General features: G+C 52.2%; 15 protein-coding genes, 1 other RNA gene and 1 pseudogene. 11 read left to right on the top strand and 6 right to left on the bottom strand.

Going from position 1 to position 14,770, the window contains the following annotated elements; genetic code table 11:
- Positions 1-232: 232 nt before the first annotated feature.
- Entirely contained in the window at positions 233-1,834 is a 1,602-nt protein-coding gene (nadB, locus tag ACFL9S_RS20095) for an L-aspartate oxidase (protein WP_405263610.1), read from the top strand.
- Here nadB and ACFL9S_RS20090 read toward each other — a convergent pair whose 3' ends face one another.
- The gene (locus ACFL9S_RS20090; protein WP_405263609.1) at positions 1,835-2,572 is read right to left on the bottom strand and encodes a tRNA1(Val) (adenine(37)-N6)-methyltransferase; all 738 of its coding nucleotides are present in this window, start codon (positions 2,570-2,572) and stop codon (positions 1,835-1,837) included.
- A gap of 132 nt (positions 2,573-2,704) precedes the next feature.
- Here ACFL9S_RS20090 and srmB point away from each other — a divergent pair, with 132 nt between their 5' ends.
- Complete coding sequence (srmB, locus tag ACFL9S_RS20085) at positions 2,705-4,033, top strand: ATP-dependent RNA helicase SrmB (RefSeq protein WP_405263608.1); 1,329 nt, start codon at positions 2,705-2,707, stop codon at positions 4,031-4,033.
- 229 nt (positions 4,034-4,262) lie between these two features.
- On the opposite strand, the gene grcA is transcribed toward srmB, so the two are convergent.
- Positions 4,263-4,646 (bottom strand): autonomous glycyl radical cofactor GrcA, encoded by a 384-nt coding sequence (gene grcA / locus ACFL9S_RS20080; protein ID WP_200643657.1) that lies wholly within the window; start codon positions 4,644-4,646, stop codon positions 4,263-4,265.
- A gap of 289 nt (positions 4,647-4,935) precedes the next feature.
- On the opposite strand from grcA, the gene ung reads away from it, so the two are divergent.
- Positions 4,936-5,619 (top strand): uracil-DNA glycosylase, encoded by a 684-nt coding sequence (ung, locus tag ACFL9S_RS20075; RefSeq protein ID WP_405263607.1) that lies wholly within the window; start codon positions 4,936-4,938, stop codon positions 5,617-5,619.
- 190 nt (positions 5,620-5,809) lie between these two features.
- The gene (locus ACFL9S_RS20070; RefSeq protein WP_405263606.1) at positions 5,810-7,375 is read left to right on the top strand and encodes a methyl-accepting chemotaxis protein; all 1,566 of its coding nucleotides are present in this window, start codon (positions 5,810-5,812) and stop codon (positions 7,373-7,375) included.
- 86 nt (positions 7,376-7,461) lie between these two features.
- Here ACFL9S_RS20070 and grpE read toward each other — a convergent pair whose 3' ends face one another.
- Entirely contained in the window at positions 7,462-8,043 is a 582-nt protein-coding gene (grpE, locus tag ACFL9S_RS20065) for a nucleotide exchange factor GrpE (protein WP_405263605.1), read from the bottom strand.
- A 123-nt stretch (positions 8,044-8,166) separates the two neighbouring features.
- Between grpE and nadK the strand changes: the two genes are divergently transcribed.
- The 3 genes from nadK (at position 8,167) to bamE (ending at position 11,324) form a co-directional block, all read left to right on the top strand.
- The gene (gene nadK / locus ACFL9S_RS20060) at positions 8,167-9,045 is read left to right on the top strand and encodes an NAD(+) kinase (protein WP_167863448.1); all 879 of its coding nucleotides are present in this window, start codon (positions 8,167-8,169) and stop codon (positions 9,043-9,045) included.
- Between the two features lie 86 nt (positions 9,046-9,131).
- The gene (gene recN, locus ACFL9S_RS20055) at positions 9,132-10,793 is read left to right on the top strand and encodes a DNA repair protein RecN (protein ID WP_405263604.1); all 1,662 of its coding nucleotides are present in this window, start codon (positions 9,132-9,134) and stop codon (positions 10,791-10,793) included.
- 183 nt (positions 10,794-10,976) lie between these two features.
- Positions 10,977-11,324 carry an outer membrane protein assembly factor BamE gene (bamE, locus tag ACFL9S_RS20050; RefSeq protein ID WP_405263603.1) on the top strand — a complete coding sequence of 116 codons (348 nt, stop codon included), beginning with the start codon at positions 10,977-10,979 and terminating at the stop codon, positions 11,322-11,324.
- A gap of 42 nt (positions 11,325-11,366) precedes the next feature.
- Here the strand turns inward: bamE and ACFL9S_RS20045 are convergent, their stop codons facing one another.
- Together ACFL9S_RS20045 and ACFL9S_RS20040 are read right to left on the bottom strand one after the other, a co-directional pair.
- Positions 11,367-11,654: an RnfH family protein gene (locus ACFL9S_RS20045; protein ID WP_405263602.1), complete on the bottom strand. Its 288-nt coding sequence runs from the start codon at positions 11,652-11,654 to the stop codon at positions 11,367-11,369.
- Positions 11,647-12,081 carry a type II toxin-antitoxin system RatA family toxin gene (locus ACFL9S_RS20040; protein ID WP_405263601.1) on the bottom strand — a complete coding sequence of 145 codons (435 nt, stop codon included), beginning with the start codon at positions 12,079-12,081 and terminating at the stop codon, positions 11,647-11,649. Before ACFL9S_RS20040 ends, ACFL9S_RS20045 begins: the two co-directional genes overlap by 8 nt.
- 159 nt (positions 12,082-12,240) lie before the next feature.
- Here ACFL9S_RS20040 and smpB point away from each other — a divergent pair, with 159 nt between their 5' ends.
- The 3 genes and pseudogenes from smpB to ACFL9S_RS20025 all read left to right on the top strand — a co-directional run.
- Positions 12,241-12,723 (top strand): SsrA-binding protein SmpB, encoded by a 483-nt coding sequence (gene smpB / locus ACFL9S_RS20035; protein WP_133845816.1) that lies wholly within the window; start codon positions 12,241-12,243, stop codon positions 12,721-12,723.
- Positions 12,724-12,772: 49 nt separating this feature from the next.
- Positions 12,773-13,136: a transfer-messenger RNA gene (gene ssrA / locus ACFL9S_RS20030) on the top strand.
- 181 nt (positions 13,137-13,317) lie between these two features.
- A pseudogene (locus ACFL9S_RS20025) lies at positions 13,318-13,619 on the top strand (integrase arm-type DNA-binding domain-containing protein); the annotation flags it as partial.
- A 70-nt stretch (positions 13,620-13,689) separates the two neighbouring features.
- On the opposite strand, the gene ACFL9S_RS20020 reads toward ACFL9S_RS20025, so the two are convergent.
- Positions 13,690-13,830, bottom strand: a complete 141-nt coding sequence (locus ACFL9S_RS20020) for an ogr/Delta-like zinc finger family protein (RefSeq protein WP_405263660.1) — start codon at positions 13,828-13,830, stop codon at positions 13,690-13,692.
- A gap of 112 nt (positions 13,831-13,942) precedes the next feature.
- On the opposite strand from ACFL9S_RS20020, the gene ACFL9S_RS20015 reads away from it, so the two are divergent.
- Positions 13,943-14,767 (top strand): RNase A-like domain-containing protein, encoded by an 825-nt coding sequence (locus ACFL9S_RS20015; protein WP_405263599.1) that lies wholly within the window; start codon positions 13,943-13,945, stop codon positions 14,765-14,767.
- Positions 14,768-14,770: the final 3 nt, after the last annotated feature.

The raw sequence follows: 14,770 nt of genomic DNA, 5'->3' as shown, positions 1-14,770 counted from the left end.
CGCCCGCAGAGTAACGCATGAAGCCAGTTTTTTCACCTTATAATCACGCCAATAAGTGACAGTTCACCAGAGTAATCTCTGCCCCTGGCATTTAAGTGAGGTCACAAACATCGCGAGACTTGTCCCATTTTTGATTTAGCTCCCACAGTGGAGAGTGGTCGATAAAAAGCCTTTTTGCCTGGATAAGTGAGTGCTATGCTCAACAAACAATCTGTTTAGTAAATTAAACAACATGACTCTTTCTTCCGATTACAGCTGTGATGTGTTGATTATTGGTAGTGGTGCGGCGGGTTTGTCTCTGGCATTACGCCTGGCAGAGAAACATCAGGTCACCGTACTGAGTAAAGGCCCGGTCAGTGAAGGCTCAACTTTTTATGCCCAGGGCGGAATTGCCGCCGTGTTTGATGAAACAGACAGCATTGAGTCGCACGTTGAAGATACGCTGATTGCCGGGGGCGGCCTGTGTGAACGCGAGGCCGTCTCGTTTATCGCCAGCAATGCACGCCATTGTGTGCAATGGCTGATTGATAATGGCGTGCTGTTCGACAAAGAAACGCCGGTGAACAGTGAAGAACGCTATCACCTGACCCGCGAAGGCGGTCACAGCCACCGCCGTATTCTGCACAGCGCGGATGCCACCGGCAAAGCCGTGGAAACGACCCTCGTCAGCCAGGCGTTAAGTCACCCAAACATTACCCTGATCGAACGCGGTAATGCCGTTGACCTGATCGTCTCTGATAAAATCGGCCTGCCGGGTGAACGTCGCGTTGTGGGCGCTTACATCTGGAACCGCAAACGAGAAGCGGTAGAGACCTGTCGTGCCCGGGCCGTGGTGCTGGCAACGGGCGGTGCCGCAAAAGTCTATCAGTACACCACCAACCCGGATGTCGCCTCTGGAGACGGTATTGCGATGGCATGGCGCGCGGGCTGCCGGGTCGCTAATCTCGAATTCAACCAGTTCCATCCAACCTGCCTGTTCCACCCGGATGCACGCAACTTCCTGCTGACCGAGGCGCTACGAGGTGAAGGTGCCGTGTTAAAACGCCCGGACGGCACCCGATTTATGCCCGACTTCGATGCCCGTGGCGAACTGGCCCCTCGAGATATTGTGGCGCGTGCCATTGACCATGAAATGAAGCGCCTTGGCGCTGACTGCATGTACCTGGATATCAGCCACCAGCCGCCGGAATTTGTGCGCGCGCACTTCCCGACGATCTACGAGAAACTGCTGACGCTGGGCATTGACCTGACCACACAGCCGATCCCGATTGTACCGGCAGCACACTATACCTGCGGCGGTGTGATGGTCGACCAGCAAGGGCGCACCGACCTTAACGGACTTTATGCTATCGGTGAGGTCAGTTATACCGGGCTGCATGGCGCCAACCGTCTGGCATCAAACTCTCTGCTGGAGTGCCTGGTGTACGGTTGGTCTGCGGCAGAAGACATCCGTCAGCGCCTGCCTGCAGTTGAAATGGTCGAAAGCCTGCCCGCGTGGGATGAAAGCCGCGTGGATGATTCCGATGAACGCGTGGTCATCCAGCATAACTGGCATGAACTGCGGTTATTTATGTGGGACTACATGGGGATTGTTCGCACCACGAAACGACTGGAGCGCGCGCTGCGACGCATCACCACACTGCAACAAGAAATTGATGAGTATTACGCCCATTTCCGCATCTCCAACAACCTGCTGGAGTTGCGCAACCTGGTGCAGGTCGCTGAGCTGATGGTGCGCTGTGCGATGGCACGTAAAGAGAGCCGGGGGCTGCATTACACCCTCGACTATCCAGAAGCACTGGGTGAAGCGTTGCCAACGATTCTGGCGCCCTGATTAGCGGAACAGATAGAAATCGCGGGTCAGGCTGCAGTGAGCATCGGAATACTGATGGTCCGGCCCGCGTATTGTCATGCGATCCAGTAATTGCTCGCCCGGCTTCGGTGATAGTGCCAGCAGTACCCGATTGGGCGGACGAGTATCATTGTCAGCAACGTCAGTGCGAAAACGCAGGTGCCAGCCGCGCTGTAAGGCCAACTCAACCAACTGACTTCCTGCCGACTCCGGCAGGATCACGCAGAAGAAGCCCTCTTCCGCGATCAGATTTTCCGCGCAAATCAACAGCACCTCATGCGTCAGATCCGTGGTATAGCGCGCAGAAGCACGCTCAGGCGAGGCACATTCCGATCCCGGTGAAAAATAGGGTGGGTTACTAACGATCAGCGAATAACGCTGCTCACAGCGCTGCGACCATTCCACAATGTCCGCCTGGTACACATGCACTCTTCCTGACCAGGGCGAAGCAGCCACATTTTCCTGCGCCTGCGCGGCAGCCATTTCATCCAGTTCAACGGCATCAACCTCCACGGACTCTGCGGTTCTCTGCGCCATCATCAGCGCAATCAGGCCGCTGCCCGTGCCGATATCCAGCACGCGCTGAACATTGGCGACAGGTGCCCATGCACCAAGCAGCACACCGTCGGTGCCGACCTTCATGGCACAGCGATCGTGGGCGACAAAAAATTGTTTGAAGGTAAATCCGTTGGCGCGGAGAATAGCTTTCTGTTGTGACATTTGGCTGACCTGAAAGGGAAACGGCGCTAGCATAGGACAAACCGTGACGAAGGAAAAGTCATTAACTCCACACAAACAGATGAAGATCGTGTTCAATCTGTCTATAATCAGCGCCCCAAACTGAGGTAGACCATGACTGTAACCACTTTTTCCGAACTCGAACTAGACGAGAGCCTACTGCAAGCCCTGCAGGAGAAAGGCTACACGCGCCCCACTGCCATTCAGGCAGAAGCTATTCCGGCAGCACTGGAGGGTCGCGACGTTCTGGGTTCGGCACCAACCGGTACAGGCAAGACTGCGGCCTACCTGCTGCCCGCACTGCAACATCTGCTCGACTTCCCGCGTAAGAAGTCCGGCCCGCCACGTATTCTGATCCTGACCCCGACGCGTGAGCTGGCGATGCAGGTTGCAGACCAGGCGCGTGAAATGGCGAAACATACCCACCTGGATATTGCCACTATCACCGGTGGCGTTGCGTTTATGAACCACGCTGAAGTGTTCAGTGAAAACCAGGACATCGTGGTTGCCACCACCGGACGTCTGCTGCAATACATTAAAGAAGAGAATTTTGACTGCCGCGCCGTTGAAACGCTGGTTCTTGATGAAGCCGACCGCATGCTGGACATGGGCTTTGCTCAGGATATCGAAACCATCGCGGCTGAAACCCGCTGGCGCAAGCAGACTCTGCTGTTCTCCGCCACGCTGGAAGGCGAAGCGATCAAAGATTTCGCCGAGCGCATTCTGAATGAGCCGATTGAAATCGAAGCAGACCCGGCGCGCCGTGAGCGTAAGAAAATCCAGCAGTGGTACTACCGCGCGGATGATATCAAACACAAAACAGCGCTGCTGATCCACCTGATGAAGCAACCGGAAGTGACGCGTTCAGTCGTCTTCGTGCGTAAACGTGAGCGCGTGCACGAGCTGTGTGGCTGGCTGCGTGAAGCAGGGATCAACACCAGCTACCTGGAAGGGGAACTGGTTCAGGCGAAGCGCAACGAAGCGATAAAACGTGTGGCTGAAGGCCGTGTAAACGTCCTGGTTGCCACCGATATTGCTGCACGCGGCATCGACATCGACGATGTCAGCCACGTGTTCAACTTCGATATGCCGGTGACCGCCGACACCTATCTGCACCGCATTGGCCGTACTGGCCGTGCAGGCAAAAAAGGTATCGCGATTTCACTGGTTGAAGCGCACGACAACATGCTGCTGGGCAGAATCATTCGTTACATCAAGGAGCCGCTGAAAGCGCGCACCGTTGATGAACTGCGCCCGGTCACGCGTGCACCAAGTGAAAAACTGCAAGGCAAGCCATCCAAGAAAGTGTTGGCCAAGCGCAAACAGCTGAAAGACAAAGAGAAGCTGGAAGAGAAGCCACGCGTTAAAGAACGTCATCGCGATGCCAAGAATGTGGGTAAACGCCGTAAGCCTACAGCAGCAAAAACGGACAGTGCTGAATAATCACACTGCATGACAAAAAAGCGCCTTATCAAGGCGCTTTTTTATTGTCTTAAATTGACAGAAACAGGGAGCAGAGCAAGGGATCCCGCGCTCTGGTGCAAATAACCGATTTTTGCTCAGTCTCCTGCTTGTTAAAATCAGATTCTGTACTTTGTAATCATGATGTTAACAAAAAAAGGCCGAAGGTGCGTTTTTCACCTTCGGCCCTGTTATCGCACCCCGTTTAAGCTTACAGGCTTTCAGTAAAGGTACGGGTAATCACATCTCGCTGCTGTTCTGGTGTCAATGAGTTAAAACGCACGGCATATCCAGAAACACGGATAGTCAGCTGCGGATATTTTTCCGGGTTCTTCACAGCTTCCTCCAGCGTTTCACGGCTCAGGACGTTAACATTAAGATGCTGACCGCCTTCCACGCGTACCTGTGGTTTCATTTCCAGAGGAATTTCACGATATTCGATCTGGCCGAGATCGCTGACTGGCACGATCTGATCTTCGCTGTAACCCGCTTTTGCACAAACGCAACGCGCTTCCGCTTTATCACTGTCCAGCAGCCAGAAAGAGTTCAGTAATGCACTGTTGGTTGCTTGAGTAATTTGAATTCCGGTAATCATGTGAGTCGCCTCCCAGGCAATAGGGCGCTGATCTCATTCCAGCGCCAGGTTGATGAAAAAAACCGTGATCTTCTGGGATCTGTATACCAGCACCAGAATGGTGTCTCCTTGATACAAATCAACCTGCGATGGGGAATTTACACCCTCAAAACAGCAACTTTATGTTTTATATCAATTTTATCAAATCTAAAAATTCTGCTTTTTTTGCAAATTTTCAACTTTTTTTTAAGTATTACCTTGTGGCAAAGCGCGATAAGCTACGCACTTTGATGATGAAAAGGAGACGGTAATGGTCAATACAATGACCTGGCACGACGTGCTGGCCGAGGAAAAAGAGAAGCCTTATTTCAGGGAAACGCTGGCAAAAGTCGCGGCAGAGCGTGCGGCTGGTAAGACCGTCTATCCACCGCAAAAAGACATGTTTAACGCATTTCGCCTGACTGAACTGGGCGAAGTAAAAGTGGTCATTTTAGGTCAGGACCCCTACCACGGTCCGAATCAGGCACATGGCCTGGCGTTCTCCGTTCTGCCCGGGGTTGCCGTGCCCCCTTCACTGGTGAATATGTATAAGGAACTGGTCACAGATATTCCTGGTTTTGAACGGCCCAAACACGGTTTTCTCGAAAGCTGGGCACGTCAGGGGGTCATGCTGCTCAACACAGTGCTCACAGTGGAAGCGGGTCAGGCACATTCTCATGCCAAATTTGGCTGGGAAACCTTCACGGATAACGTCATTGCGGCCATTAATCAGCATCGTGAGGGCGTGATCTTTCTGCTATGGGGATCGCATGCGCAAAAAAAGGGGGCCATTATCGACCGTAACCGCCACCACGTATTGCAGGCCCCCCACCCTTCCCCGCTCTCTGCACACCGCGGTTTCTTCGGCTCTGCCCACTTTTCTAAAACAAATCAGTGGCTCAGTGAACACGGCGAAGCCCCCATTGACTGGGTTCCGCACTTACCTTCCGAGTAACCTCGATAATCAGGGGGTATCTGCCCCCTGCCATGCACTGGCATCCCATTCATTTACATTCTCACACTCAATAATGAGATTTTCGTCGCAACTTTTTATCAAGATTTTCCCGTCTTTGCCGATCTGATCGGCTTCAGGGGGCATATTCATGCGCCCGACATTGGCTGGACCATTCAGGGGAAAAGAACTGATGTTATCCGTGAAGAATATGAAAGTAGGTGTTCGCCTGGGCGCCGCCTTCGGCCTGGTGATACTGTTATTAATTATTGTTAGTGCCACAGCAACCATCAAAATTGGCAATATTAATCAGGCAGTAGGCAGCATCGTTAGCGATCGTTACATAAAAGTCCGGCTGGCGTTTGATGTGCGAGATGGAGTCAACGAACAGATTAAATATTTGCGCGGTATGGTTCTGGATATTTCCCGTCCGGAAAATAACGTTAAACGTTTTACCCAGCTCGATAGTGCAACGCAGAAAACCAATGTAGCAATTGAAAAAATCGCCCAGCTGCAAAGCACTGAGGTGGGGATTAAAAAAATCCAGGAAATAAAAGAGTCCGCCCTGCGTTTTGAGAGTGATAAACAAGCACTCCTGACGCTCATCCGTGCAGGCGATGCCGCTCCGGCTACGGAATATGTTCTGCGGAAAATCACCACCACACAGAATGCGTTTCTCGATATTGTGGTGAACTTTGCTGATTCACAGTCTGCGCAGTTACAGGCTGAAGGCGTTAAAGCGGTCAATGATGGCTCTACCGCCATTCGCATCACGCTGATCTTCTCGCTACTGGCTATTGCTGCGGCGATGCTGCTTGGCTTCCTCCTGACCCGCTCGATTGTGCGCCCGCTGCGTGAAGCCGTCAGCATTGCTGAAAACGTTGCCGCTGGCGATCTGCGCACCACCATTCATGTCAGCTCGACGGATGAAACAGGTCAGTTAATGCTGGCGCTGAAAAACATGAATGACAATCTGCTGAAAATTGTTAACGAAGTCCGTGCAGGTACGGATCTGATTGCCACCGCTTCAAGTGAAATTTCTGCGGGTAATATGGACCTCTCCTCACGCACAGAGCAACAGGCAAGTTCCCTTGAAGAAACAGCCTCTGCGATGGAACAGATCACCGCCACGGTGAAACAGAACGCCGATAACGCTCGCCAGGCCAACCAGTTGGCAGCTCAGGCTTCCCAGGTTGCGGTACAGAGCGGCGATGCAGTGAAGCAGGTGGTCAGCACGATGGAAATGATTAACGGCTCATCGAAAAAAATCGTCGATATCATCAGTGTGATTGACGGCATTGCCTTCCAGACCAACATCCTGGCACTGAATGCGGCCGTAGAAGCGGCCCGCGCAGGTGAACAGGGCCGTGGGTTTGCGGTTGTTGCTTCTGAGGTTCGCAGCCTGGCACAACGTTCGGCATCTGCGGCAAAAGAGATTGCACGACTGATTCAGGATTCCGTTGCACGGGTTGATGAAGGGGGTCGCCAGGTCGCGAAGGCCGGGCTTACCATGGATGAAGTGCTCAGCAGCGTGAAGAGCGTGACCGGGATTATCGGTGAGATTACTATCGCCAGCGCTGAGCAAAGCAGCGGTATTGATGAGATTAACATGGCAATCACTCAGATGGATCAGGTGACTCAGCAGAATGCGGCGCTGGTGAATCAGTCCGCAGCGGCAGCCCAGTCCATGCAGGAACAGGCAGAACAGCTGTCTCTGGCAATCCGTGTGTTTAAGGTGAATGAACCCGCTTACCACTAACCTTGGGGGTAAAAAAATAGCCGCACAAGGCGGCTATTTTAAACAGCGATACACAGGGCGACCGAAACAAAGGTCGCCCTCTACAATCAGTTTTTGGCTTTCGATACTGCAACCATCGCCGGACGTAGCAGGCGACCGTTCAGGGTATAGCCACGCTGCATCACCATCAGCACGTGATTTGGCGCGACGTCTTCAGATTCCACCATAGACATGGCCTGATGAACTTCCGGGTTGAACGGCACATTGATATCCCCCACCACTTCCACGCCGAACTTGCGCACAGCGTCCAGCAGGGATTTCATGGTCAGTTCGATGCCTTCAATCATGGCGGCCAACTCAGGATTGGATTTATCCGCCACTTCCAGCGCACGCTCCAGGCTATCAATCACTGGCAACAGCTCGTTGGCAAATTTTTCCAGCGCAAATTTGTGCGCTTTTTCCACATCCAGTTCAGTACGGCGACGGATGTTTTCGATCTCAGCCTGAGCACGCAGCTGTGCGTCACGCACACCGCCCAGTGACTCAGCCAGCTGGGCTTCCAGTTGTGCAATACGCTCATCCCGCGGGTCCACCACTTCTGCTGTCTCCGCGTCCTGGGTTTGCGCCTGCTCCATCTCAATTTCGTCTGAGACTTGCTCGTTAGGTGTGTTCTGTTCTTTACTACTCATGAATTTCTCCGCGTTTGTGCATATTCATCTCGCTGGTTCGCTTATTATGGGGATCAGAATCGCGGTTTCAAGGGAACCAGTCACATTGTCGGGGGAGTTTACCTCGTGAGGAATGCCAGGAACATGAATAACCACTTCAACTGCATCGGGATCGTCGGCCATCCACGCCATCCCACCGCACTAACCACCCACGAGATGCTCTATCGCTGGCTGACAGCGAGAGGCTATCAGGTGATTATTGAGCAGCAGATTGCGCGTGAGTTAAAACTGGAAGGCGTGCAGACCGGAACACTGGCAGAGATTGGCCGCAAGGCTGACCTGGCCGTGGTGGTCGGTGGTGACGGTAATATGTTGGGCGCAGCAAGAGTGCTGGCACGCTACGATATTAAGGTTATCGGCATTAATCGCGGCAATCTCGGATTTCTCACCGATCTCGATCCTGATAACGCTCAGCAGCAACTCGCTGATGTGCTGGAAGGAGAATACTTCGTCGAGAGCCGCTTCCTGCTGGAAGCCCAGGTCTGCCGCCAGTCCGGCAGCCCGCGTATTGGCACGGCTATCAATGAGGTGGTGCTGCACCCGGGTAAAGTGGCACATATGATTGAATTCGAAGTGTACATTGATGAGAACTTCGCGTTTTCGCAGCGTTCGGATGGCTTGATCATCTCCACCCCCACCGGCTCAACCGCCTATTCATTATCAGCAGGCGGCCCCATTCTGACGCCATCGCTGGATGCTATCGCCGTTGTACCGATGTTCCCACACACCCTCTCGGCACGCCCGCTGGTGATTAACAGCAGCAGTACCATTCGCCTGCGTTTTTCTCATATGCGCAGTGATCTGGAGATCAGCTGCGACAGCCAGATAGCGCTGCCGATTCAACAGGGTGAAGATGTATTAATCCGTCGCAGTGATTACCACCTCAACCTGATACACCCTAAAAATTACAATTATTTCAATACACTAAGCTCAAAGTTGGGCTGGTCAAAAAAATTATTCTAAAACGGTTGTCAACGGGTTTACTGTTTATAAAACCAGTATATACTGTATGAAAAACCATATCTGTGTTTTCATACAGGAATACCATCATGCTGGCACAACTGACCATCAGTAACTTCGCGATTGTACGTGAGCTGGAGATCGACTTTCAGCGCGGAATGACGGCCATTACCGGTGAGACCGGGGCAGGTAAATCCATTGCTATTGATGCGCTGGGTTTATGCCTGGGTGGACGTGCCGATGCAGATATGGTGCGCCAGGGTGCGGCACGCGCCGACATCTGTGCGCGATTCTCGCTGAAAGATACTCCCTCAGCCCAGCGCTGGTTAAACGACAATCAACTCGACGACGGCAATGAATGCCTGCTGCGTCGGGTGATTAGCAGCGATGGACGCTCGCGTGGCTTTATCAACGGCACCGCCGTCCCGCTTTCACAGCTGCGCGATCTCGGCCAGGCGCTGATTCAGATCCACGGTCAACATGCTCACCAGCTCCTGCTGAAGCCTGAACATCAAAAAAATCTGCTGGATGCCTATGCGGGCGAATCGTTGCTAATGCAAAACATGGCGCAACACTATCGCCAGTGGCATCAAAGCTGCCGCACCCTTGCCCAGCATCAGCAACAGTCACAGGAGCGTGAAGCCCGCCGTGAACTGCTGCAATATCAGCTCAAGGAGCTGAATGAATTCGCCCCGATCAGCGGTGAATATGAGCAGATTGATGAAGAGTACAAACGTCTGGCGAACAGCGGACAGCTGCTTTCCACCAGCCAGCAGACTCTGTTGATGCTGGCTGATGGCGACGATAACAATCTGCAAAGCCAGCTGTATAACGCACGTCAACTGATGGCGGAGCTGATTGAGATGGATGACAAGCTGAGCGGCATCTTTGCCATGCTGGAAGAAGCCGCTATCCAGATCAGCGAAGCCAGTGATGAGCTGCGTCATTATTGCGATAGGCTGGATCTCGATCCCAACCGGCTGCACGAACTGGAGCAGCGCCTGTCACGTCAGATCGGCCTGGGGCGTAAGCACCATATCGCACCTGAAGAGTTGCCAACTTTTTACCAGCAACTTCTGGCTGAACAGCAGCTGTTGGATCAGCAGGAAAGCGACCAGGATGAACTGAGCCAGGCCGTCAGCCTTCATTACGATGCGGCCCTCAGCTGCGCGCAGCAGTTGCATGACCGCCGTGTTCACTTTGCCGATGAACTTACCGGGCTGATTACCGAAAGCATGCATATGCTGTCGATGCCTCACGGGCGCTTCACCATTGATATCCAGTTCAACCCGGAGCATCTGACAGCCGAAGGCGCTGACCGCATTGATTTCCGCGTCAGCACCAACCCTGGCCAGCCGGTTCAGCCGCTGGCGAAGGTCGCTTCCGGCGGGGAACTTTCGCGTATTGCGTTAGCGATTCAGGTCATTACTGCCCGTAAGATGGATACACCAGCGCTGATTTTCGATGAAGTGGATGTCGGTATTAGCGGACCCACCGCCGCGGTTGTCGGCAAAATGCTGCGTCAGCTCGGTGAGTCCACGCAGGTGATGTGCGTGACGCACCTGCCGCAGGTTGCTGGCTGTGGTCATCAGCATTTCTATGTCAGCAAAGAGACCGACGGCGAGATGACAGAGACGCACATGAAGGCCCTGGACAAACGTGCACGACTGCAAGAGCTGGCACGCCTGCTCGGCGGCAGCGAAGTCACACGCAACACGCTGGCGAACGCAAAAGAACTTTTAGCCGCCTGAAGATTGCACTTTTTTACCGGTTTGTGGTCATATCGTTGCTTCGCAGAGGTTTTAAACTGCGGAAAGGTTTATTATCATCGGCAAGTTACGCTGGTATCATCATTGCACACTGATAAACCCGAAAGACCCGGAGCTGCGGTTTCAGGGGAAACGAATATAGCCACAAAGGAATAAACATTGATTATGCGCTGTAAAACGCTGACTGCTGCTGCGGTGGTTCTTCTGATGATGACCGCGGGTTGTTCCACTCTGGAGCGCGTGGTTTACCGCCCGGATATCAACCAGGGCAACTACCTTGTCGCCAATGATGTTGCTAAAATTCACACGGGGATGACCCAGCAACAGGTTGCCTACACGCTGGGTACACCGATGATGCATGATCCGTTTGGCAGCAACGTCTGGTACTACGTGTTCCGCCAGCAGCCAGGCCACGAGACGGTGAAGCAGCAGACACTGACCCTGACCTTCGATCAGAGCGGCACACTGACTAACATTGATAACAAATCTGCTCTGTCGGCTAACGCAGGCTAAAAGCAGGTTGTCAGCTCAACAAGATAAGGCGCAGATTGCGCCTTATTTTTTTGCCGCACGTTCAGCACGCTGACGACGGAGATCTTTAGGGTCAGCTGTCAGCGGACGATAGATTTCAATCCGATCGCCGCTCTGTACCACATCATGCAGTTTTACCGGGCGGCTGAAGATGCCCACTTTGTTTTCCTGCAAATCAATATCGCTTCGCAACGCGAGCAGACCTGAGGCAACAATAGCTTGTTCAACGGTGCTGCCCTCTTCGACCTTTACGCTGTAAAGGTACTGTTTATCCGGCAAGGCATACACCACTTCAACAGCGATATCAGACACTGTAAACCTCTTTCGCGCGCTGAGTGAAAGCCTGTACCATGCTGCTGGCCAGCTCTTTAAAGATACGACCAAAAGCCAGCTCAACCAGCATGTTGGTGAACTCGAAATCCAGATTTAACTCCACTTTGCAGGCTTCATCGCTTAATGCCGTAAAGCGCCAGCCGCCGCTGAGTTTGCGGAATGGTCCGTCAACAAGCTGCATATGAATGCTTTGGTTATCCGTCAGCGTGTTACGCGTGACGAATGTCTTGCTGATCCCTGCTTTAGAGACATCTACCGAAGCCGTCATTTGATCGGAACTGGCATCCAGAATCCGGCTACCGGTACAACCCGGCAAAAACTGCGGATAGCTGTCGACATCATTCACTAACCGGTACATTTGTTCCGCACTGTACGGCACCAGCGCCGAACGACTAATCTGAGACATATCGATTCCTGTCATTTTCTAAACGTACCAATAATACCATCGCCTGCAATCAAACAAAAATTCTCTCCAGCTAACCATCTGCTAGAATAGGCTTTTCCCCCATGCCTGGCGCTACAGGGGATGCCATTAATCACTGCTTCATGTACACTAAGTGGCACTATGACAAAGAAAAAAGCACATAAACCCGGTTCCGCGACCATTGCCATGAACAAGCGTGCCCGCCACGAATACTTCATTGAAGAAGAGTTCGAAGCCGGGCTTTCGCTCCAGGGATGGGAAGTCAAATCTCTCCGCGCCGGTAAGGCCAACATCAGTGATAGCTACATCATGCTACGCGATGGCGAAGCCTACCTGTTCGGGTCTACTTTCCAGCCTCTGAGCGTCGCCTCATCGCATTATGTTTGCGATCCCACGCGCAGCCGTAAGCTGCTGCTGAAAAAACGCGAGCTGGATAGTCTGATTGGTAAAGCCAATCGTGATGGTTTTACTATCGTTGCACTGTCGATGTACTGGAAGAATGCCTGGGCCAAACTGAAGATCGGCGTGGCGAAAGGTAAGAAAGAGCACGACAAGCGCGATGACATTAAAGATCGTGAGTGGAAACAAGACAAAGCACGTATCATGAAGCACGCTAATCGCTAACCTACTGGTACAGCGACAGGTTTTTCTGATATACTGCGAAACAGTACTTGGGGCTGATTCTGGATTCGACAGGATTTGCAAAGCCCTAGGAGCATGCCGAGGGGCGGTTTGCCTCGTAAAAAGCCGCAAAAAAATAGTTGCAAACGACGAAAACTACGCACTAGCAGCTTAATAACCTGCTTAGAGCCCTCTCTCCCTAGCTTCCGTTCTTAAGACGGGGATCAAGAGAGGTCAAACCTAAAAGAACTCGCGTGAATACCTTGCCTGGGGTTGAAGCGCTAAAATCTAATCAGGCTAGTTTGTCAGTGGCGTGTCCGTTCGCAGCTGACCGGCGAATGTAAAGATGGACTAAGCATGTAGTGCCGACGGTGTAGTAATTCTGGACGCGGGTTCAACTCCCGCCAGCTCCACCAAATCTTTTCGCGGCGGTTCCAGAGCCGACCGCGTAGAAGTCCTGAAAGCCCACAAGGTTAACGCCAAGTGGGCTTTTTTGTGCCTGTAACAATCCATACTTCTCCCACCTGAACCCGATGATTATTGATATACCTTAAGATATTCCCCAAAAACCTATACCAATTCACACAGGATGGTCTGATGACACGGACAACACGCCCCCTTACCAAACACTGAAATTCTTCGCTCCAAAGCCATTGATAAAGATCTGGCATTGCACGATGGTAACGGCATTCTCATGGTGGTGAAAACGACCGGGAAAAAACTGTGGCGATTTCGCTATCAGCGACCTGCAACAAAGCAACGCACCATAATTGGCGTGGGTGCCTGCCCTGTCGCTGGGAGATGCTAGATACCTGCGCGCTGATTACTTCTCTTTACTCGCTAATGCCATTGACCCACAGACGCAATTCGAACAGGCCACAGAACAGCAGCAGGTCGCATTTTAAGTATCCCACCATAGCGCCCGATTGTTTGCACCTTACTCTGCGGTTCTGGAGCCACCGGCTGCGGTTAATGATCCCTGGTGATGTTTTCATACATATTAAACGAGCATAAGCAGCCGAGGTTAGCGCACTGGTGGTAGCGCACCTTCACCTGTTCGGACTTATAGCAGCTTGCTTTGGCATGGGCTGGGCTTTTAAAAGCGGGCAGTACATCACTTCAGTGTTTTTACGAAAAAGACACGGATACACCGGATAATATTTACCCGCTAATCCCACGCCTTTACCATTCGTTCTGGATTATTAGATAACAAGGAAATGTTATGGAAAACGGTTTTAGTATTGCCCTGACCCCGGTCCAACTGGCAGCCGTCATGGCAGATGAATCAGTGCTCACTGAGCGTATTTGGGGAGGCATAGGATTTCTCGGTAGCGTGCTCGAACTTGCAGGTGCCACCGCCCTTTGTCTGGTCCCGGAACCTACCGGCGTGACGAAAGCGGGATGCATCATTGTGGGGGCACACAGTCTGGACGGGATCAGCTCGTCTGCCTATCAGGTGTATTCCGGCAAGCCAACGGCCTCAATGACAGCACGCGCTACGGCTGGTATCGCAAAAGAGCTGGGTGCAGATAAGTCCACTGCTGACCAGATTAGTATCGCCGTGGATGTGGTCCTCCCGTTCTCTGTTGCCGGAGCGGCTCGTGTGGCATCGGTCAGAATGGGGCAAGTTAATCTGATGAGTCATGAAGCAGTTAAGGGCACTAAAGTTGGTGGGCATACCCTGAAAAAACATACAGGAAAATCCTTTGAAGACCTTTCTTCAAAAATAGATCATGGACTAAAGTCCGGGACACTGGATGCTAGAAGTTTTGCCAGTTCTTTTCCTTCAATCGAAATTGCAGAAAGAGCCGTGAGCCAGACGATTAAAGCCAACAGAAGTGTAATTCGCCTCTGGGCAAAAAACACCTCAACAGGCGGAAAAAACAACTTCCTGAGAATAGAACACGTATCAAAAAGTAATGTTGGTATTGTTGTTAGTGCTGCAAATAAAGAATTTTCGGAAACTAAAAAACTAAGAGTGATCTTATTAAAAGAAGAATATAATAAAAAACCATACTATATTCTTACAGCTTATCCAATCAAGTGATCA

Origin of the sequence: Erwinia sp. AnSW2-5, from assembly GCF_045107195.1 — a bacterium.
In the GTDB taxonomy this organism is placed as follows: Bacteria; Pseudomonadota; Gammaproteobacteria; order Enterobacterales; family Enterobacteriaceae; genus Erwinia.
Note: the sequence above shows the minus strand (reverse complement) of the source record. Positions and strands in the feature narration are given on the sequence as shown.

Excerpts from the sequence above, each read along its gene's own strand:
- nadB (WP_405263610.1), top strand. The coding sequence starts at position 233 with ATGACTCTTTCTTCCGATTACAGCTGTGATGTGTTGATTATTGGTAGT.
- ACFL9S_RS20090 (WP_405263609.1), bottom strand. The coding sequence starts at position 2,572 with ATGTCACAACAGAAAGCTATTCTCCGCGCCAACGGATTTACCTTCAAA.
- srmB (WP_405263608.1), top strand. The coding sequence starts at position 2,705 with ATGACTGTAACCACTTTTTCCGAACTCGAACTAGACGAGAGCCTACTG.
- grcA (WP_200643657.1), bottom strand. The coding sequence starts at position 4,646 with ATGATTACCGGAATTCAAATTACTCAAGCAACCAACAGTGCATTACTG.
- ung (WP_405263607.1), top strand. The coding sequence starts at position 4,936 with ATGGTCAATACAATGACCTGGCACGACGTGCTGGCCGAGGAAAAAGAG.
- ACFL9S_RS20070 (WP_405263606.1), top strand. The coding sequence starts at position 5,810 with ATGTTATCCGTGAAGAATATGAAAGTAGGTGTTCGCCTGGGCGCCGCC.
- grpE (WP_405263605.1), bottom strand. The coding sequence starts at position 8,043 with ATGAGTAGTAAAGAACAGAACACACCTAACGAGCAAGTCTCAGACGAA.
- nadK (WP_167863448.1), top strand. The coding sequence starts at position 8,167 with ATGAATAACCACTTCAACTGCATCGGGATCGTCGGCCATCCACGCCAT.
- recN (WP_405263604.1), top strand. The coding sequence starts at position 9,132 with ATGCTGGCACAACTGACCATCAGTAACTTCGCGATTGTACGTGAGCTG.
- bamE (WP_405263603.1), top strand. The coding sequence starts at position 10,977 with ATGCGCTGTAAAACGCTGACTGCTGCTGCGGTGGTTCTTCTGATGATG.
- ACFL9S_RS20040 (WP_405263601.1), bottom strand. The coding sequence starts at position 12,081 with ATGTCTCAGATTAGTCGTTCGGCGCTGGTGCCGTACAGTGCGGAACAA.
- smpB (WP_133845816.1), top strand. The coding sequence starts at position 12,241 with ATGACAAAGAAAAAAGCACATAAACCCGGTTCCGCGACCATTGCCATG.
- ACFL9S_RS20015 (WP_405263599.1), top strand. The coding sequence starts at position 13,943 with ATGGAAAACGGTTTTAGTATTGCCCTGACCCCGGTCCAACTGGCAGCC.